Source organism: Pseudoduganella lutea, assembly GCF_004209755.1.
GTDB classification, from domain to species: Bacteria; Pseudomonadota; Gammaproteobacteria; order Burkholderiales; family Burkholderiaceae_D; genus Rugamonas; species Rugamonas lutea.
Window position 1 is genome coordinate 2,339,530 of the sequence record NZ_CP035913.1, and the last position, 17,966, is coordinate 2,357,495.

15 protein-coding genes are annotated in these 17,966 nt (G+C 65.5%); 9 read left to right on the plus strand and 6 right to left on the minus strand.

What is annotated here, in order from left to right:
- The first annotated feature begins 53 nt into the window (after positions 1–53).
- Positions 54–497: a thioesterase family protein gene (locus tag EWM63_RS09845; protein ID WP_130186358.1), complete on the plus strand. Its 444-nt coding sequence runs from the start codon at positions 54–56 to the stop codon at positions 495–497.
- 161 nt (positions 498–658) lie between these two features.
- Here the strand turns inward: EWM63_RS09845 and EWM63_RS09850 are convergent, their stop codons facing one another.
- Positions 659–1,153, minus strand: a complete 495-nt coding sequence (locus EWM63_RS09850) for a DUF3016 domain-containing protein (RefSeq protein ID WP_130186359.1) — start codon at positions 1,151–1,153, stop codon at positions 659–661.
- A gap of 347 nt (positions 1,154–1,500) precedes the next feature.
- On the opposite strand from EWM63_RS09850, the gene EWM63_RS09855 reads away from it, so the two are divergent.
- Together EWM63_RS09855 and EWM63_RS09860 are read left to right on the plus strand one after the other, a co-directional pair.
- Positions 1,501–2,250, plus strand: coding sequence for a DNA-formamidopyrimidine glycosylase family protein (locus EWM63_RS09855; RefSeq protein WP_130186360.1), 750 nt, complete (start codon positions 1,501–1,503; stop codon positions 2,248–2,250).
- Between the two features lie 111 nt (positions 2,251–2,361).
- The gene (locus EWM63_RS09860; protein ID WP_130186361.1) at positions 2,362–3,861 is read left to right on the plus strand and encodes an HD domain-containing phosphohydrolase; all 1,500 of its coding nucleotides are present in this window, start codon (positions 2,362–2,364) and stop codon (positions 3,859–3,861) included.
- A gap of 221 nt (positions 3,862–4,082) precedes the next feature.
- Here EWM63_RS09860 and EWM63_RS09865 read toward each other — a convergent pair whose 3' ends face one another.
- Together EWM63_RS09865 and EWM63_RS09870 are read right to left on the minus strand one after the other, a co-directional pair.
- Positions 4,083–5,492 carry a sensor histidine kinase gene (locus EWM63_RS09865; protein WP_130186362.1) on the minus strand — a complete coding sequence of 470 codons (1,410 nt, stop codon included), beginning with the start codon at positions 5,490–5,492 and terminating at the stop codon, positions 4,083–4,085.
- Between the two features lie 86 nt (positions 5,493–5,578).
- The gene (locus EWM63_RS09870) at positions 5,579–6,109 is read right to left on the minus strand and encodes a hypothetical protein (RefSeq protein WP_130190297.1); all 531 of its coding nucleotides are present in this window, start codon (positions 6,107–6,109) and stop codon (positions 5,579–5,581) included.
- A 155-nt stretch (positions 6,110–6,264) separates the two neighbouring features.
- On the opposite strand from EWM63_RS09870, the gene EWM63_RS09875 reads away from it, so the two are divergent.
- Complete coding sequence (locus EWM63_RS09875; RefSeq protein WP_130186363.1) at positions 6,265–7,344, plus strand: porin; 1,080 nt, start codon at positions 6,265–6,267, stop codon at positions 7,342–7,344.
- Between the two features lie 198 nt (positions 7,345–7,542).
- A complete protein-coding gene (locus EWM63_RS09880) occupies positions 7,543–7,929 on the plus strand; it encodes a hypothetical protein (protein ID WP_229487837.1) in 387 nt (128 codons plus the stop codon).
- Positions 7,930–7,975: 46 nt separating this feature from the next.
- Here EWM63_RS09880 and queC read toward each other — a convergent pair whose 3' ends face one another.
- Positions 7,976–8,686 (minus strand): 7-cyano-7-deazaguanine synthase QueC, encoded by a 711-nt coding sequence (queC, locus tag EWM63_RS09885; protein ID WP_130186364.1) that lies wholly within the window; start codon positions 8,684–8,686, stop codon positions 7,976–7,978.
- 133 nt (positions 8,687–8,819) lie between these two features.
- Here queC and EWM63_RS09890 point away from each other — a divergent pair, with 133 nt between their 5' ends.
- Both EWM63_RS09890 and EWM63_RS09895 read left to right on the plus strand, forming a co-directional pair.
- On the plus strand, positions 8,820–10,601 hold the full coding sequence (locus EWM63_RS09890) for an autotransporter assembly complex protein TamA (protein ID WP_130186365.1): 1,782 nt from the start codon (positions 8,820–8,822) through the stop codon (positions 10,599–10,601).
- Entirely contained in the window at positions 10,601–15,052 is a 4,452-nt protein-coding gene (locus tag EWM63_RS09895; protein ID WP_229487838.1) for a translocation/assembly module TamB domain-containing protein, read from the plus strand. The genes EWM63_RS09890 and EWM63_RS09895 overlap by 1 nt, the downstream gene beginning before the upstream one ends.
- A gap of 96 nt (positions 15,053–15,148) precedes the next feature.
- Here the strand turns inward: EWM63_RS09895 and EWM63_RS31735 are convergent, their stop codons facing one another.
- Positions 15,149–15,316 carry a hypothetical protein gene (locus EWM63_RS31735; protein WP_165390695.1) on the minus strand — a complete coding sequence of 56 codons (168 nt, stop codon included), beginning with the start codon at positions 15,314–15,316 and terminating at the stop codon, positions 15,149–15,151.
- A 92-nt stretch (positions 15,317–15,408) separates the two neighbouring features.
- On the opposite strand from EWM63_RS31735, the gene EWM63_RS09900 reads away from it, so the two are divergent.
- Together EWM63_RS09900 and EWM63_RS09905 are read left to right on the plus strand one after the other, a co-directional pair.
- Positions 15,409–15,933 (plus strand): CcdC protein domain-containing protein, encoded by a 525-nt coding sequence (locus tag EWM63_RS09900; RefSeq protein ID WP_130186366.1) that lies wholly within the window; start codon positions 15,409–15,411, stop codon positions 15,931–15,933.
- Positions 15,930–16,859, plus strand: a complete 930-nt coding sequence (locus EWM63_RS09905; RefSeq protein WP_130186367.1) for a hypothetical protein — start codon at positions 15,930–15,932, stop codon at positions 16,857–16,859. Before EWM63_RS09900 ends, EWM63_RS09905 begins: the two co-directional genes overlap by 4 nt.
- 16 nt (positions 16,860–16,875) lie before the next feature.
- On the opposite strand, the gene EWM63_RS09910 is transcribed toward EWM63_RS09905, so the two are convergent.
- Positions 16,876–17,838: a TIGR01777 family oxidoreductase gene (locus EWM63_RS09910; protein ID WP_130186368.1), complete on the minus strand. Its 963-nt coding sequence runs from the start codon at positions 17,836–17,838 to the stop codon at positions 16,876–16,878.
- Between the last annotated feature and the right edge of the window lie 128 nt (positions 17,839–17,966).

Genomic DNA, 17,966 nt, shown 5'->3' on the forward strand with positions numbered 1-17,966 from the left:
GGCGCGCTACAATAAATCTTTACCTCCGGGCGCCCGCGCGGGCGCCATTCACCATGGCCAGACTCAAGCTCGCATTCCCCGAAGACCAGTTCGACTACTCGACACAGATGTCGGTGCGCGTCACCGACATCAACCACGGCAACCACCTCTCCAACGACTCGATGATCTCGATGATTTCCGAGGCGCGGGCGCGGTTCCTGTATGAACACGGCGTGCGCGAAACGGAGAGCGACGGCAGCGGCATCATCGTGACCGACCTGGCCACCACCTACCGCGCCGAAGCCCATGCCCGCGACCAGTTGCTGTTCGAAGTGGGCGTGATGGACTTCAACAAGTATGGCGGCGACATCATTTTCCGTATCACCCGCCCGGTCGACGGCACGCTGATCGCGATGGCGAAGTACGGCTTTGTGTTCTTCAACTACCGGCTGAAGGAAGTGGTGCCGATGCCGGACGATTTCCGGGCCAAGTTCCCGCGCGTAAACTGGGTGGATTGAAACGTGGGTGGATTGAAACGTGGGTGGATTGAACAGGATGGACGGGACCGGGCTGACCGCCCGGTCCGGCCGCGGCTGGCCGGGCGGCCTTGCAGTCTGCTGCTTCTTGCCTGCTGCTGATCTGCTTCTTGCCTGCCGCTCATCTGCTGCTTATCTGCTTCTTATCTGCTGCTGACCTGCGATCCCACGATCGACTTGTGGAACCAGTCGTCGATCATCTGCTTTTCATAACGCAACGCGTCGCTGGAAAAATGCCGGTTGATGCGTTGCTGGTACATCATGTTCTTCAGCGACTCCTCGCCGCTGCGCACGACCTGCCCGCCCTGCTCCAGCGTATAGCTGAGCTTCATTGTCGGCCAGTCGGCACCGCCGCGCATGATGCGGATATCATCCATCGCCCAGCGGCGTGGTTCTTCGCGGCCGGCCAGGTCGATGTCGGTCACGGTCACTTTCAGGTTTTGCCCGGCCGGCAGCTCTTCCGCCAGCTTGTTGAAGTGCCGGGTCATTTCCTTCAGGACGTGCTCGCGATCCTGCGGCGAGCGCGGCATGTCAAGGAATTCGTCCGGCTTCACGTAATCGACCGTGACGCCGGCAGTGGCGGCGCCCGCCGCCGCCAGCAGCGCCGCGGCCAGCCAGGTGCCTGCTTGCAATCGCATGATGTCTTCCTTTCAAAGATAAGCCTTGACTATACGCCGATGGGTGTAACTGGATCGTTTCACCTGTCACGACCTTGTAACAGATCGAAACTACCATGCTGACATCCCTCGCCATGTGGCGACCGTCTCCTGATGGGGGCCCGCGGGCGGCAAGCCCGCACAACGGAGTCCTGATGCGTCGTGCTCACGGCGCCATCCTTCACCGCACCCGGCTCGCGCCGCGTGCGGTTTTTTTTATTGTCCCTGTTTTCGCCCCGGACATCGACTACTGCTTTCTGTGCGTCGCCTAACGGCGTTTCCGCCGCGCCGGGCGCACACTGGACGCCTGACATCACGTGGAGCGCAGCATGCCTGAAGGCCCTTCCCTCGTCATCCTGAAAGAACTGGCGCAGCCGTTCGAAGGCCGCACGATCGCGGCGGCGCATGGCAACAGCAAGGCGGTGCCGTTCGACGAATTGCCCGGCCAGCCGATCCTGTCGCTGCGCACCTGGGGCAAGCACTTCCTGATCGAACTGCCGCTATTCACCATTCGCATCCACTTCCTCATGTTCGGCAGTTACCGGATCGACGAGCGCAAGGAAAACAGCCCCGAACGGCTGGGACTGGCATTCGACGAAGGCGGCGAGCTCAATTTCTATACGTGCGCGGTGCAACTGATCGAGGGTGATCTCGACAAGGTTTACGAGTGGCAGGCCGACGTGATGGCCGACGCATGGAAGCCGGCTGCCGCGCTGAAGAAATTGCGCGCGATGCCCGACACCCTCGTCTGCGACGCGCTGCTCGACCAAACGATCTTTTCGGGCGTGGGCAACATCATCAAGAACGAAGTGCTGTTCCGGCTGAAAATCCATCCGGCGTCCACGGTGGGGGCATTGCCGGCCGCGAAATTGCGCGAACTCGTGAAGCAGGCGCGCCAGTACAGCTTCGAATTCCTCGAATGGAAAAAGGCCTTCGTGCTGAAGCAGCACTGGCTCGCCCACACCAAGCGGATCTGCCCACGCTGCAATATTGCATTGCACAAAGCGCATCTCGGCAAAACAAAGCGACGCACCTTCTGGTGCGAACGGTGCCAGAAGCGGTATGGCCCGGTGTTGTAAAGCCGTAGCGCAAATTCTATTTCCTGTTGTTAATAAGGAAGGCGACGCATACAATCGGCATGCCTGCGCCCCAGTCTTGCGCGGAACTTTTCTTTATCGCGAATAGTGCCAATGTCCTTTCTGTCTACAGCAACGCCGAAGCTGCCGCCCTGGAAAATCCTGCTGGTCGACGACGAGCCAGACATCCACGACATCACGAAGCTGACCCTTGCGCGCTTTCGCCTCGATGGCCGCGCCCTGGTCTTCCTGCATGCCTACAGCGGCCAGGAAGCCAAGCAAGTGCTGTCGCGTGAAAGCGATATCGCCCTGGTGTTCCTGGATGTGGTGATGGAGCGCGAGGACAGCGGCCTGGAAGTGGCGCGCTGGATGCGGCAGGAGCTGGACAACCAGTTCACCCGCATCGTGCTGCGCACCGGCCAGCCGGGCCAGGCGCCGGAAGAACGCGTGATCGTCGATTACGACATCAACGACTACAAGGAAAAAACGGAACTGGACCGCACCAAGCTGTTCACGACCACCTTCGCTGCGCTGCGCGCCTACCGCGACATCATGAAAGTGGAAGAAGCGCGCCAGCAGCAGGTGCACTACCGCGAAGGCCTGGAACGGGTCATTGCGGCATCGACCCACATCTTCAAGCAGCGCAACCTGAAGGACTTTGCCAGCGGCCTGCTGCAACAGGTGGTGGCACTGTTGCGCCTGGAGCACAGCATGCTGCTGCGCCTGCGCGGCGCCACCGCGATCGCCGGCGAAGGCGATTTCGAGGTCCTGGCGCAGATCGGCGAGGAAACGCTGCTGACCCCGGACCTGATCGCCCAGCTGCAGGCCGCCGAGCGCAACCGCATTTCAAGGCTCGAAGGCGACACCTATGTCGGCTACTTCCCGAACCACAGCGGCAAGGCGTCGCTGCTGGTGCTGAAAGGCGTCGACGAGATTTCCGAGATCGACACGAAGCTGCTGGAAATCTTTTGCAGCGACGTGGCGATCGCCTTCGACAATATCCTGCTGAGCCAGGAAATCACCGATACCCAGGCTGAATTGATCATGCGGCTCGGCGACGTCGTGGAATCCCGTTCGCACGAAGCGGGCAACCACGTGCGCCGCATGGCCGAAGTGTGCCACCTGCTGGCCACGGCGGCCGGCATGCCGGAAGAAGAAACGGCGGTGCTCAAGCACGCCGCGCCGATGCACGACATCGGCAAGATCGCCACGCCCGACGCCGTGCTGCTGAAACCCGGCAAGCTCGATGCGGACGAGTGGGAAATCATGAAACAGCACCCGGCCGTGGGCGCATCGATCCTCGACGGCTCGCAGCGCCCGATCCTGAAAGCCGCCGCCGTCATCGCCCACCAGCACCACGAAAAATACGACGGCACCGGCTACCCGCAAGGGCTGAAAGGGGAAGACATCCACCTGTACGCCCGCATCGTCGCCGTGGCCGACGTGTTCGACGCGCTGATGCACAAGCGCGTCTACAAGGATGCATGGCCGGTCGACCGCGTGATCGACCACCTGCGCGAAGTGGCCGGCAAGCACCTCGATCCGCGCTTTGTCGAGCTGCTGGTCGAGAACGTGGACGAAGCGCTGGCGATCACGGCCAGGCTGCCGGACTGACGACGGCCCAGCCCGTGTCCACCGTGGGGTCAACCCCAAAAGTGGACACGGGCTCGGCCGCATCCCTCCCCTTCCATACGGTTGAGTCCGTGTCCACCTTGGGTCAACCCTGAAAGTGGACACGAGCTCAGCCGCATCCAGCCTTGGTACGGTTCAGCCCGTGTCCGCAAATGGGGTTGACCCCAAGGTGGACACGAGCTCATGCGTAGTTGTTGCAGGAATCAACGCTTGCGCTGGTCGCGCGGGAACCGCAACTTGTAGTGCAGCCCCATGCCTGGCGCGCTGCTGACCTTGATGGTGCCGCCCAGCGGGCCGGTGGCGAGGTTGTACAGGATGTGCGCGCCCAGCCCGGAGCCGCCGCTGCCGCGCTTGGTGGTGAAGAACGGGTCGAACAGCTGGGCCAGCAGGCCTTGGTCCATGCCGATGCCGTCGTCGCTGTAGTCGAACGCGACGTGGTCGCCATCGGCCCGGCCGGTAATGCGGATCGTGCCCGGCTGGTCTTCGCCGAAGCCGTGCACGAGCGAATTCTCGATCATGTTGGTAACGATCTGCGATACGGCGCCGGGGAAGCTGTCCAGGTGGATGTCCGCCGGGCAGTCCACTTCCACCTTCACGGGCTTGCCCTTCAGCTTGGGCTGCAGCGACAGCAGCACTTCGGCCACGTATTTCGCCAGGTTGAAGTGGCGGATATTTTCCGACGACTGGTCCACCGCCACCTGCTTGAAGCTGCGCACCAGCGCCGCGGCGCGCTGGGTGTTGGACGTCATGATCCGCAGCGACTGGTCGACCGTGTCGAAGAACGTGTTCAAGCCTTCCTCGTCCAGCCGGCCTTCGGCCAGGTCTTCCCGCGTCAGTTTCAGCTCCTGCACCAGGTGCGACGTGGCCGTCACGCAGATGCCCAGCGGCGTGTTGATTTCATGCGCGACGCCGGCCACCAGCCGGCCGAGCGACGCCAGCTTTTCCTGCCGCACCAGTTCCGATTGCGCCTCCCGCAACTGCGTCAGCGCATCGTTCAGCGCCGCGTTCTGCCGTTCCAGCGACGCCTTGGCCTGGTCCAGCCGCAGCGTGCGCTCCTGCACGGCACGTTCCAGCCGGTCCATGCTTTGCAGCCCCTGCAGCGCGGACGACACCTGGTTTGCGACCAGCGCGAACAGCGCCTGGTCTTCCTCGCTGTAGGTATGCCTGCTGTCATAGCTCTGGATCACGATCGCGCCCAGCGGCTGGTGATTCTGGTCCATCAGCGGGCAGCCGATCCAGTGCTCGGCGACGGTGCCTTCGCCAAAGGCGGCCACCCGCCGGCGCGAGAGATGCTCGGCCGCCGTCATCACGAGGGGGCGGCGGTTCAGGATCACCCACGCGGTGGGCGATTCGTCCGGCGACGCCAGGTGCGTTACTTCATCGGGATCGGGTGACGCATCGGCTTCGTCGACGTAATACACGAAGCGCACCGCGTTCGGTTCGCCATCGCGGTCGTTCAGCGCCACATAGAAATTGGCCGCATACATGATGCGGCCCAGCGCACCGTGCACGGCGCGCAGGAACTGGACGATATCGGTGCAGCGGGTGGACAGCTGGCCGATTTCCAGCAGCACGGCCTGGACGGCTTCAAGGCGGCGAAGGCGGTCTTCCATCAAATTTCCCGAGGTAAATAAATGCAATCAGGAAATATAACAGGCGCTCCCGCCGCAGGCCAGTGCCGGCGCCAAAATGCAACAGATCAGGCGCCGGACGGTTTCCGGTACCCGCCCTCGATCCAGTCGGTGGCGCTGGTGACGGACAGCCGGAAATCCGGCCGCGTGCGCACCGAGGCCAGTTCCTCGCCGTATTCGTCGACGGCGGTCAGCGTGGCGAATGGATCATCCTCATCCGGCGTGATGACCAGCTTCACGGTGATTGCCGCACCTTCCTCCGTGGTGACGCGCACGGCTTTGTGCAGCCGGGCATGCAGCTGCTGCTCGTGACGGCGGATCACCTCGTTGGCAGTCTTGACCAGCGTGTGAAAGGCGGAAATATCGAGCGGCTTGGGATTTTTCTTGTCCCGACCCATCGTCCACGGGCCCACCAGCGCCGGTTCCGGTTCGCCATCCTTGATCATCGCAACGGCCCAGCCTTCATCGTCATCGTTCTTGATGACGCGGGCGGTCCAGCCCTGGCCCTGCCAGACACGGGCTTCCTGGATCAGCGCATCCTCGGGTTCCTCGTGCTCGTCGTGCTGCCCGGGTTGTTCCTCGTGTTCCTGTTGTTCCATCAACTTTTCCTCGATCAGATCTTCCATGGGTCCTCTCAGGCAAATTACTGTATGAATACCCAGTACTATAGCAGTTCCGGAGAGGAAAATGGGAGCCCTTGGGCCGCCACATATGGGGGATGGCGGTCCCGTTGCGTCGCCGGACAATGGCGGGCATGAAGACATCCACCCTGATACGCCTTTTTACCCTGTCCGCCTGTGCCGCGGCCACACCTTTCGTCCATGCCCAGGTGCAGGTCTACGGCCGCCTCAACGTGTCGCTGGAATCGGCGCGCGCGCCTGGCACCCGGATTGAACGCATGGCCAACAACCGCTCGGTGCTGGGTTTCAAGGGGAGCGAAGACCTGGGCGGCGGTTTGAAGGCGCTGTTCCAGATCGAAGGCACGCTGGCGCCCGATACCGGTGCCGGCGAGATTGCCCGGCGCGACACGCGCGTGGGCCTCGAAGGCGCGTTCGGCACCGTGTTCGCAGGCCACTGGACCACGGCCTACAACGGCGCCACATCCAGCCTCGATCCGTTCTATCCGACCACGGCGGGCTACATGAGCATCCTGGCCAACGGCGCGGCATCGTCGACGGACAACGTGGCCGACGTGGCATCGTTCGACCGCCGCCAGGCCAACAGCGTGCACTGGTGGTCGCCCCGCTGGCGCGGCTGGACGCTGCGCGCCTCGCACGGCCTGGCCGAAGAACGCCCGGCAAACGGCACAAAGCCTTCGCTGCTGTCGCTGGCGCTGATCCATGACGCGGGCCCGCTGTACGTGGCGCTGGCGCATGAGCGGCACCACGAATACCACGGCCCGGGCACCGTCGATACGGGCAGCAAGGCGGCCGTCGGCTACCTGTTCGGCACCACGCGGCTGGCACTCATAGCCGAGCGGCTAGTCTACGAACTGCCGGCCAGCCGGCTGTCGCGCAATGCGCTGTACCTGTCGCTGAGCCACCAGGCCGGGCGGCATGGCCTGCGCGCCAGCGTGGGCAAGGCCGGCGACGGCCATGGCGGCGGCACCGTCGGCTTCGTGCGCGGCGGCGCGGACACGGGCGCCGTGCACGCCACGGCCGGCTACGAATACACGTTCTCGCCGCGCACCACCGTCTACGCTTACCACACGCGGCTGCGCAACGACGGCAATGCCGCATATGACTTCGCGATCAACGGCGTGAAGGGGCTGACGGAATCGCTGACGGGGGCGCATGTTTCGGCCACGTCGTTCGGCATGCGGCACAGTTTTTAACCTGGCTGGCCGCAGCAAACCGGTGACAAACCGGTCACAGACACCAGTTTCCGGGAAATGTTTCAGCAAAACCGGTGTCTGTCACCGGTTCTTTTCACTTTACCCCGCAATTCCTACCGTTCGTCGCTTTCAACCAGCATCTCCAGGCATGGCCGCGTAAAGTCCCTTCATCGCCACTGCCCTCCCCTGGAGCACACCATGAAGAAGCTTCTCACCGTCACCATCGTCGTACTGCTGTTCATCGCAGCCTGCAATGCCTTCGATTCCCCGTGGGGCCACGACTTTTACGTGGATGTCGACGGCGAGGAATTCGGCGGGCCGTTCGGCTGGGTGCTGGGCGTGCTGCTGGCGGGTGGCGGACTGCTTGTCGGCGCCGTGGTCGTGGTCTGCGTGGCCATCCTGGTGGGGCTGCTGTTTGCCGGGTTGGGCATGCTGGTCGTGTTCGGCCTGGCCGCGGTGGGGGTGGCGCTGGCCGCCGCGCTGTCGCCACTGCTGCTGCCGCTGGCGATCGTCATCGGCCTGGTGTGGTACTTCAACCGCCGCGGCAGGCAGCGCGCGGCGGCCATGAAGGAAGCGGCGGTCTGAGCCGCAGTGCATCATAAACAAGGGCCGCGATCGCGGCCCTTGTCATTTACGCCGCCTTGCCGGCAACGTAGTTGTGGTATCCCCGCGCCCGCAGCGCGCAGGCCGGGCACTCGCCGCAGCCGTAGCCCCAGTCGTGCAGCGCGCCACGCTCGCCCTTGTAGCACGTGTGCGTGTCGGCGCGGATCAGGTCCACCAGCGGCTGGCCGCCCAGGTCCTCGGCCAGTTCCCATGTTTGTGCCTTGTCCAGCCACATCAGGGGCGTTTCCAGCTTGTTGCGGGTATCCATGCCCAGGTTCAGCGCCACCTGCAAGGCCTTCATCGTGTCGTCGCGGCAGTCCGGATAGCCGGAGAAATCCGTCTCGCACATGCCGCCCACCAGCACGTTCATGCCGCGGCGATACGCCAGCGTGGCTGCCACCATCATGAACATCAGGTTGCGGCCGGGGACGAAGGTATTCGGCAAGCCGTTGGCCTGCATCGTGATCTCGATCTCCTCCGTCATGGCCGTGTGCGACAGTTGCGAAATCAGCCCGAGGTCGATCATGTGATCCTCGCCCAGCTTCGCATCCCAGTCCGGCCGCAGCGTGCGCAGTTTTGCCAGCAATTGCGGGCGCATCGTCAGTTCGATCGCGTGGCGCTGGCCATAGTCGAAGCCGATCGTTTCGACCCGTTCGTAGCGGTCCAGGGCCCAGGCCAGGCAGGTGGTGGAATCCTGTCCGCCGGAGAACAACACCAGGGCGGCATCGCTTGTCATCATCACATCCTTTTCAAAACCATTCAAAATCTTATTAGTACGCCATCTTTTTTACCAATCCGGTAACATCGGCGCGATAACAACCATCACTCCATTACCGGGATCACGAATTTTGGCACAACTCGTCACAAATGTAATGCGGCTGGCCTGCGTGGCGGCGCTGGCGGCGCCGCTGGCGCTCTATGCGGCGGAGGGGCTGCAATACAACGTCCGGGTCAATGCGCCGGGCGACCTCGACGATCTGCTGGAAGAAAACCTCGATCTCCTGAAATACCGCGGCAATCCGCGCACGGACATCGAACAGCTGCGCCGCATGGTGCGCACCACCCCGGCACAGGCCAACACGCTGCTCGCCACCGAGGGCTATTACTCCCCCACCGTCAACGTGCAGCTGGACGAAAGCGGTACGTCGCCGCAGGTGACGGTGGACGTGACGCCTGGTGAACCCGTGCTGGTGGGCGCCGTGGAGATCGTGCTGAACGGCTTTGCATCGAACCCGGAATCGCCGTTCGACAAGGAAGCGCTGAAGGCAAGCTGGCCGCTCGCCGAAGGCCAGGTGTTCCGCCAGGCCGACTGGGAAGGCGCCAAGCGCGCGATCCTGCGCGCCGTGGTGCAGACCCGCTACCCGCGCGCGCAAATGACGGAAAGCGTGGCCACCGTCGATCCCGACACGAAACGCGCGTTGCTGCGCGTGGCGCTGGACAGCGGCCCGGAGATGCGCTTCGGCGAGATCAAAATCGAGGGCTTGAAGCGCTATCCGGAAGAAATCGTCCGTAACCTCAACAAGATCCAGCCGGGCGACCTGTACAGCGAGGCGGCGCTGCAGGCATTCCAGTCGAAACTGCAGGACACCGGCTATTTTTCGTATGTGGAAGTCACGGCGGACCTGAACACGCTGATCGGCGAACGGCAGGAAGCGCAGGCCGAGCAAAGCGCCGGCGCGCCGCAACCGGCCACGCTGCCACCGGTGCCGCTGCTGGTACAAGTGGTGGAGAACAAGCGCAAGAATGTCAGCGTGGGTGTCGGCTTTTCCACCAACACGGGCGGGCGCACGTCGCTTGCCTATGACGACCTGGCGATCTGGGGACTGCGCCTGAAAAGCGCGCTGACGGTGGAGCAGAAGAAGCAGAAGGCCAACGGCGACTTCTATTTCCCCACCACCGAGGATGGCTACAACGACAGCTTCGGCGCCGCGCTCGAACGCAACGATATCGAAGGCGAGATCACGCGCACCGCTTCCGTGTACGCCAAGCGCGCCTGGGGCACGCCGCTGCTCGAACGCAGCATCTCCGCCGAGTACCTGAACGAAAGCCGCACGATCGCCGGGGCCGAACCTACGCACGCGATGAGCCTGCCGATCACGTATGCCGTCACGTGGCGCAAGCTGGACAACCTGATCTTCCCCACCAGGGGCTACGTACTGAACGCCACGGCCGGCGGCGCGCTGCTGCCGATCCTGACCGATGAGAAATTCATCCGCGTCACGGCCCGAGGCATCACCTACCGGCCACTCGATGCGAAAAACCTGCTGATCTTCCGTGGCGAGATCGGCGCGCTGCGCTCGGGCAGCAAGGATGGCGTACCCGCCACCTACCTGTTCCGTGCCGGCGGCGACAACTCCGTGCGCGGCTACGCGTACCAGGAGCTGGGCGTGCAGGAAGGCGATGCCACCGTGGGCGGCCGCTACCTGGCCACGGCCAGCGCCGAATACCAGTACTGGTTCCGCCCCACGTGGGGCGCCGCCGTGTTCTACGACGCCGGCAACGCCGCCGATTCGCTGTCCGAGATTCATCCGAAATCCGGCTATGGCGTCGGCGCCCGCTACAAGAGCCCCGTGGGCCCGATCAATGTCGACGTGGCCTTCGGTCACGCGACGCGCAAGGCGCGCCTGCACTTCTCACTTGGATTCACGTTCTGATGGCCGACGATACCAACACCCCAGGCACCCCGGCCGAGCAATCGAACGACGGCACGCCCATGCCGCGCAAGGAGCGCCGCTGGCTGCGCCGCACGCTGATCGGCACCGGCATCACCGTCGTCATCCTGGGCGGCGCGATCTGGCTGCTGGGCCGCGAAACCACGCTGCAGCAGATCGCCGAACGCGTGGCGAAGGCCAGCGGCGGCGCGATCACGATCACCGGGGTCACCGGCTCGCTGTACAACCACATGCACATCGGCCGCGTCGTCTACAAGGGCAAGACCAGCACGATCACGGCCGACAACATCGACATCGACTGGTCGCCGCTGCAGTTCTTCTCGTCCGGCATCGAGATCAGCCAGTTGCGCGTGCAGTCCGTGCTGATGCAGACCACGGGCGAAGACGATGAGCCCACGACGCTGCCGGCAACGCTGGCGCCGCCCTTCCGCATCGCGGTCGACGACGCGCAATTGCTGAAGCTGACCATGGTCGGCCTGACCGGCGCCCGCACCGAGATCACCGACGTGCGCGCGAAGCTGTATGGCGACAAGACGCAATGGCAGCTCACCAGCGCCAGCGCCGTGACGCCGTTCGGCCGCGTGGCGGCCGATGGCACGATCGGCGCGCAAAAACCGTTCAAGCTCCAGGCCAAGGCCGCGCTGACCGAAGTGCACATCGCCCCGGGCCAGCCCTCCGCGCAACTGGCGGTGGCCGCCACCGGCAACCTGTCGCTGATGACGCTGGGGATCAAGGGCACGTCGCCGAACGCCAACGGCGACGGCACGGTCACGCTGACGCCCTTCGAGAAAATCCCGCTGCGGGCGGCGGATATCCGCGCCTACGGCGTCGATCCATCGCGCTTCCAGTCGGCGTGGCCGAAGGCCAGCCTCGATCTGCGCGTAAAAGCCGATATCGGCACGCAGCAGCAGGTGAGCGGCGTGCTCGAACTGACGAATACCGCCGCCCCCGGCCCGATCGACCAGCAACTGCTGCCGTTGAAGGCCGTAACGGCGCGCCTGGGCGGCAACCTCACCAATGCCACGCTGGACAACCTGCTGATCGACCTGGGCAACGCCGGCCGCTTCACCGGCACGGGCCGGGTGGAACGCACGGGGCCGGACGGCGGCATCGAAACGGCCGACATCCGGCTGCACACGGACCGCATCGACCTGCGCCATATCCACAGCGCCGCCAACCCCACGGCGATCGCCGGCGACGTGTCGGCCAAGAGTTCGGGCAGCGGCGCCGGCACCGTGCAGACATTCGACGTGGCGCTGGCCGAAAAGAACATGCGCCTCGATGCCCACGCGAACCTGAAAGATACGCTGGTCACGATCGAGCGCGCCCGCCTGCAGGCCGGCCGCGGCAGCATCGGCGTGACGGGCCAGGCCAGCCTGGCGGACGACCGAGCCTTCAAGGCGGCGGCCACGGTCGATCATTTCGATCCGGCGGCGCTGGGCGACTTCCCCAAGGCGGACCTGAACGCCGTGGCGAACGTGGCCGGCAAGCTGGTACCGGAGCTGAATGCCGCCGTCGGGTTCACGATCCGGCCGTCGACCTTCGCCGGCCAGAAGCTCTCGGGCAGCGGCAAGCTGAACGCCGATGCGCAGCACCTGACGAACATCGCCGCCAACGTGGCGATGGGCCGCAACACGATCGATGCGCGTGGCGACTTCGGCCTGCCGGCCGAAAAGCTGAACTGGAAAATCGACGCGAAGGACCTCGCCGCCTTACGCAGCGACCTGGCCGGCGCGATCGCCGGCAGCGGCGTCGCCACCGGTGGCTATGCCGCGCCGCGCACCAGCTTCGATGTCGAAGCACGCGGCCTCGGCCTGACGGGCGCGAAAGTGCGCGCACTGGACAGCGTGATCCGCGCCGCCGGCCAGTTCGCGCTGGCGGGCAAGGACAAGTCGCCGGAAGTGACCATGTCCGGCAGCGCGCGGCGCGTGAACCCGGCGGCCTTCGCGGCCTCCGCGCCGGCGGGCAACCTGAACGCCACGTTCTCCGGCAATGCGCGGCTGGCCGCCGACTGGCGCGCCAACATGAACCTGGACTTCGCGCCGTCGACACTGGTCGACGCGCCGCTGACCGGCCATGCAAAGCTGACGGCGGACCACCGCCACGTGGACAACGCCGACGTGGACCTGCGCCTGGGGCCGAATAGCCTGCAGGCGAAGGGCGCGTTCGGCGCACCGGCGGACCGGCTGAACTGGAAGCTCGATGCGCCGCAACTGTCCAGCCTGGGCGCCGGCTTCGGCGGCGTGCTGCGCGGTACCGGCACGCTGGGCGGCACGATGCAGAAACCCATGCTGTCGTTCGGCATCGAGGGCAATTCGTTGCGCCTGATGACCCAGCACCAGGTGCGCGCGATCAAGGCCACCGGCACGCTCGGCAATGCCGATGCACTGGTGGCGGATGTGAACGTGACCGGCTACAGCTCGCCGGCGATCGCCATCGACCGCGCGCGGCTGCAAAGCAGCGGTACCAGCGCGGCGCACACGATCCAGCTTTCCGCCGCCAATCCGGATTTCGACGCGGCGCTGCGCATCAAGGGCGGCTGGGCCAACGACACGTGGACCGGCAGCATCGATACGCTGCAGAACCGCGGCCGCTTCGCGCTCACCCTGCAATCGCCTGCCCCTTTGATGATCGCGGCACCGAAAGGCAGCGGCGTGACGGGCTTGGCGTCGCCGGAACGCATCGCACTCTCCAGCGCCGTGATCGGCCTGCCGGAAGGCAGCCTGCGCGTGGAAAACCTGGAAAAGAACGGCCCCCGCTGGCGCAGCCGCGGCACGGCGGCCGGCGTGCCCGCCACGTATCTCGCGCAGCTGTCCGACGCCTGGCGCGGCCGCGTCGTCAGCGACCTGACGCTGGGTGCGAACTGGGGCATCGACATGACCTTGCCTGCCACGGCCGCTGGTGCCACACCTTCTGCACCGGCACTGGACGGTTCGGTACGGGTCTTCCGCGAAAAAGGCGACATCACGGTGACGGGCGGCGCCAAGCCGCTGCCGCTGGGGCTCTCGCAGCTCCAGGCCGGCGTCAATGTCTCCGGCAACACCCTGAAAGTGCAGGCCGGGATGACCGGCACGCGCGCCGGCCGCATCGCACTGGACGCCACCGCGCAACTGCGCAACGGCCGCATCCCGGGCGACAGCCCGCTGGCCGTTACGGCCAGCGTGGACGTGCCGTCGATCGCGTGGATGTCGCCACTGGCCGGCATGGATGGCCTGGAACTGGAAGGCGCGCTGAAGGCGGCGATCGCCGGCAGCGGCACGGTCGCCAATCCCGCCCTGAACGGCGACGTGAGCGGCACCGGCCTCGTGATCAACCTGGCCGACCAGGGTGTCCGCCTGCGCAACGGCCAGTTGCAGGCGCAGGTGGCCGGCGACCGGCTCACGCTGCAGAAGCTGCACCTGGAAGGCCGCACCGGCCGCGCCGATGCCGAGGGCTGGGCGCGCCTGGCCGGCAACGAGATGACGATGAACCTGAAGCTGACGGCCGACAAGCTCGAGGCGCTGTCGCGGCCGGACCGCACGCTGGTGCTGTCCGGTACCAGCGAGGTGATACGCGATGCGAAGCGCTTCCAGCTGAACGGCAAGTTCAAGGCCGACCGCGCCGACATCGAGCTGCCCGACGAGAACTCGCCGACGATCAGCGACGACGTGGTGATCCTCGGCCGCACCAAGCCCACGATCAAGGAAACGGCGCAGGCAATGCCGCTGAACGTGGACCTGGAAGCGGACCTGGGCAACGATTTCCGCCTGAAGGGCAAGGGGCTCGACGCCTACCTGGCGGGCGGCGTGCATGTGCGGATCGCCGATCGCCGCCCGCCGCGCATCAACGGCAGCATCCGCGTGGAAAGCGGCACCTATGCCGCCTATGGCCAGAAGCTGGCGATCGAGCGCGGCGTCATCAATTTCACGGGTGCATACGACAACCCGGGCCTGAACATCCTGGCCGTGCGCAAGCGGCCGGAAGGCACGGAGCTGTCGGATACCAACGTGGAAGCCGGCGTCGAGGTGCGCGGCACTGCGCTGTCGCCGACCGCGCGGCTCGTCTCCACGCCTTCGGTGCCGGACAGCGAAAAGCTGTCCTGGCTCGTGCTGGGCCACGGCATGGATGACATGCAGGGCAACGAGATGGGCCTGCTCGGCACGGCCGCCGGCGCACTGTTCGGCGGCAAGGGCGGCGGCAGCTTCGCCAACAAGATCGGCCTGGACGAACTGGGCGTTTCGCAGGGCAGCGGCACCGCCACCGGCCTGGAAAACACCGTGGTCACCGTGGGCAAGAAGCTGTCGTCACGCGCCTACCTCGGCTTCGAGCAGGGGGCCGGCAGTGCCACGTCGCTGGTCAAGCTGCGCTATAAACTGAACCAGCGGATCACGTTGCAGTTCCAGACCGGGACCAACAACGCGCTGGATGTGCTGTATACCTGGGCGTTCGATTGAATCGGCGACGTTGATGCCATTGGTGTCAGACATCATTTTCAAGGAAGATGGTGTCTGACACCGGTTCTTGCCAGCTTTGCACGGCGCCCGGTTCTTCTACTCCGGATTCCGGTCCGGCACCGGATCATCCTGCTCCACCGGCGCGTCCGGATGATGCGGGTGATTCGGCTGCGGATCGGGCATCGGTTCGTCGACGGGTACCGGCAGATCCGGCGCCCGGTGCGCGTGGGCCGGCACGGCCGCACGCTCCATGAATCGGTCCATGATTCCTCCTGTTGTCTGGAAGATCACCCTATCACGCCCCCCGGAATCGCGCCGCAGCGTTACAATTTCCGTTTTCCCGACCCGAACGTTCCATGCAACTGACCACCCTGGCCCTGTTGATCCTGATTCCGCTGCTGATCTGGCGGGTCTACCTGCGCCTGCGGCCGTTCTTCGCCCGGCAGGAATCGCTGATGTGGAAGCACTGGACCGGCGCGGTGCTGTTCCCGTTGATGCTGCTGGGCGCCGCCGCCTCGCTGCACGACGACGCGCCGGCCCTGGCGTCGCTGAGCGCCGGCGTGCTGGGTGGTGGCTGGCTGGGCTTCTTCACGCTGAAGAAAACACGCCTCGAAACCATCGGCCGGCGCTACTACTTCAAGCCCTACGAACGCTTCGGCATCCTCGTCTGCATGCTGTTCGCCGCACGCGTGCTGCAGATCGGCGTCGAACTGTACATGAACCGCCAATCCGATATCCCGCAATTGATCACGCGCGAAATGGTGCTGCGCCATCCATTGTCGTGCATTGCGTTCGGCCTGCTGGCCGGTTACCTTGCCACCTTTTCCATCGGCATGCTGCGCTGGCGCCGCGCGCAGCCGCCACTGCCGGAGCTTGAATGAACCTGCTGCACGATTTACCCGTTCCTCCCCTGCTACCGAACGAGCCCCGCATCGCCGACGCGCTTCAGCAAACCCTGACCGAACGATTCCTGATGCCGGCGCTGCCGGCGCTGCAAACCCTGTTCGAAGACCTGCGTGCCCTGGCCGACCCGGTGCTCGCCGCCAGCGTGCCCGCCCCGATGGGCCGGCCGTATCCGCAAGACCAGAGCATGGCGATCACGGCGACCATCCATGAAATGTTGCGCGATCCGGATGCCGCCATGCTGCCCGGACCAGCGGCGGATGGCTACCAAGCGCTGCGCGCGTTCCACGAGCAAGGCGGCAGCCTGCGCCAGGTATGGGGCGCATTGCGCGGCACGCACGTCCACTATGCCTTCCTGTTCGGCACCCTGTGCATCGACGTGGCGACCGATGCCGCCGCGCCCGGCGGCAGGAAAGTCACCATCGAACCGTTCAGCCAGGCCAGGCTGACGCCCGTGCGCGACCACCGCCATTTCGCGCTGCTGGCCCGCAATGCGTGGGGTGCGACCGTCTACCCGAATCACGTGCTGCCGGGGCTGGCCCCGTATGCCCCGCTGGTCATGGTGATGCCCGGCGGCGCGGTGCGGATCGAAGCGGATGCGGCCTACATGGGCGAGCTGGCGCTGGTCACCGGGTTCGCTTCCAGCGCGGATGTGCTGCATGGCCCGGCCATGCCGCAGGACCTGTTCGACCTGGTGGCCGACACGCTGCGCTCGGCGGACATCGCCACGGCCGGCGATGCGGCGCGGGGCCAGCGCGAGGCGCTGGACCTGTGCGTGCGCTATCGCGACAAGCGCCGCAGGCCAGGCGACCTGGGCCACGTGCGTGCGCTCGAGTTGCTGGCGAAGGCCAATGCGCTGCTCGCCACACTGCAAGTGCAAGCCCCGCAGCGGCAGGCGGCCTGACGGTCTTGCGCCGACGCTACAGCAGGTTGCCCAGCGCCCCTTCCAGCGCCGGATAGCGGAACTGGAAGCCTTCGCGCTGCAGTCTTGCCGGCACCACGCACTGCCCTTCCACCAGCAGGTCCGCCTGTTCGCCCAGCAGCAGGCGCACCGGCCAGGCGGGCGTGGGCAGGAAGGCGGGGCGATGCAGCAGCCGCGCCGCAGTGGCGATGAATTCCCGCTGTGTCACGCATTGCGGCGCGGTGAAGTTCCACGCGCCCTCCACGCTTTCATGTTCGCTGCGCTGCGCCAGCCATGCCTGCGCACGCAGCAGGTCGGCCACGTGGATCCATGACAGCGCCTGCCGGCCACCGCCCATCGGGCCACCCGCTCCCAGCTTTACCGGCAACAGCATCATTGGCAGTGCCCCACCGTGGCCCAGCACCAGCCCGAAACGGGTGGTGGCCACCTGTACGCCGTGCTGCGCCGCGCGCTGCGCAGCCGCTTCCCACTCCTGGCACAGCTGCGACATGAATACCGGCTGCGGCGGCCCCGCTTCCGTCAGCGGCGTGGCTGCGTCGTGCGGCTGCACGCCGTAGTAGCCGATGGCGGAGCCGGACAGCATCAGCCGCGGCTTGTGCCGTGCCTGCGCGATCCAGTCCACCACGCGGTTCGTCAGGCCCACGCGGCTGGCGCGCAGCGTGGCCTGGCGTTTCTTCGTCCAGCGCGGGCCCAGGATGCGGGCGCCGGCCAGGTTGACGACGATGTCGATTTTCTCGGTCGCCGGCAGTTCGGCAACCGTCATCACGCAGCGCACGCCGCTGCCGAGCTCGCGCGCGGCCCGTGCCGTGTCGCGGCTCATGGCGATCACGCGCTGGCCATCGGCCAGCAGCGCCGCCACCAGCTGGTGGCCGACGAAACCCGTGGCGCCGGTAACGAGCACGGTCTGGCCCGGGGTACCGAAATGAAGGATGTCTGTCTGTTCGGTCGGGCTCGGCGTCATTTTATTTCACTCATTTCTGTTGTTACAGAAATTTAAGACGACAGGGAACGTGATGTCAACTGTATTTTGCGGTCCTTGCGCATTTGCAGTCCATGCAGGCGTTTTTCGCCGCGTGCATGGCTGTCGAG

Coding starts and splice junctions, on each gene's coding strand:
- EWM63_RS09845 (WP_130186358.1), top strand. CDS start 54: ATGGCCAGACTCAAGCTCGCATTCCCCGAAGACCAGTTCGACTACTCG.
- EWM63_RS09850 (WP_130186359.1), bottom strand. CDS start 1,153: ATGCGATTGCAAGCAGGCACCTGGCTGGCCGCGGCGCTGCTGGCGGCG.
- EWM63_RS09855 (WP_130186360.1), top strand. CDS start 1,501: ATGCCTGAAGGCCCTTCCCTCGTCATCCTGAAAGAACTGGCGCAGCCG.
- EWM63_RS09860 (WP_130186361.1), top strand. CDS start 2,362: ATGTCCTTTCTGTCTACAGCAACGCCGAAGCTGCCGCCCTGGAAAATC.
- EWM63_RS09865 (WP_130186362.1), bottom strand. CDS start 5,492: ATGGAAGACCGCCTTCGCCGCCTTGAAGCCGTCCAGGCCGTGCTGCTG.
- EWM63_RS09870 (WP_130190297.1), bottom strand. CDS start 6,109: ATGGAACAACAGGAACACGAGGAACAACCCGGGCAGCACGACGAGCAC.
- EWM63_RS09875 (WP_130186363.1), top strand. CDS start 6,265: ATGAAGACATCCACCCTGATACGCCTTTTTACCCTGTCCGCCTGTGCC.
- EWM63_RS09880 (WP_229487837.1), top strand. CDS start 7,543: ATGAAGAAGCTTCTCACCGTCACCATCGTCGTACTGCTGTTCATCGCA.
- queC (WP_130186364.1), bottom strand. CDS start 8,686: ATGATGACAAGCGATGCCGCCCTGGTGTTGTTCTCCGGCGGACAGGAT.
- EWM63_RS09890 (WP_130186365.1), top strand. CDS start 8,820: ATGCGGCTGGCCTGCGTGGCGGCGCTGGCGGCGCCGCTGGCGCTCTAT.
- EWM63_RS09895 (WP_229487838.1), top strand. CDS start 10,601: ATGGCCGACGATACCAACACCCCAGGCACCCCGGCCGAGCAATCGAAC.
- EWM63_RS31735 (WP_165390695.1), bottom strand. CDS start 15,316: ATGGACCGATTCATGGAGCGTGCGGCCGTGCCGGCCCACGCGCACCGG.
- EWM63_RS09900 (WP_130186366.1), top strand. CDS start 15,409: ATGCAACTGACCACCCTGGCCCTGTTGATCCTGATTCCGCTGCTGATC.
- EWM63_RS09905 (WP_130186367.1), top strand. CDS start 15,930: ATGAACCTGCTGCACGATTTACCCGTTCCTCCCCTGCTACCGAACGAG.
- EWM63_RS09910 (WP_130186368.1), bottom strand. CDS start 17,838: ATGACGCCGAGCCCGACCGAACAGACAGACATCCTTCATTTCGGTACC.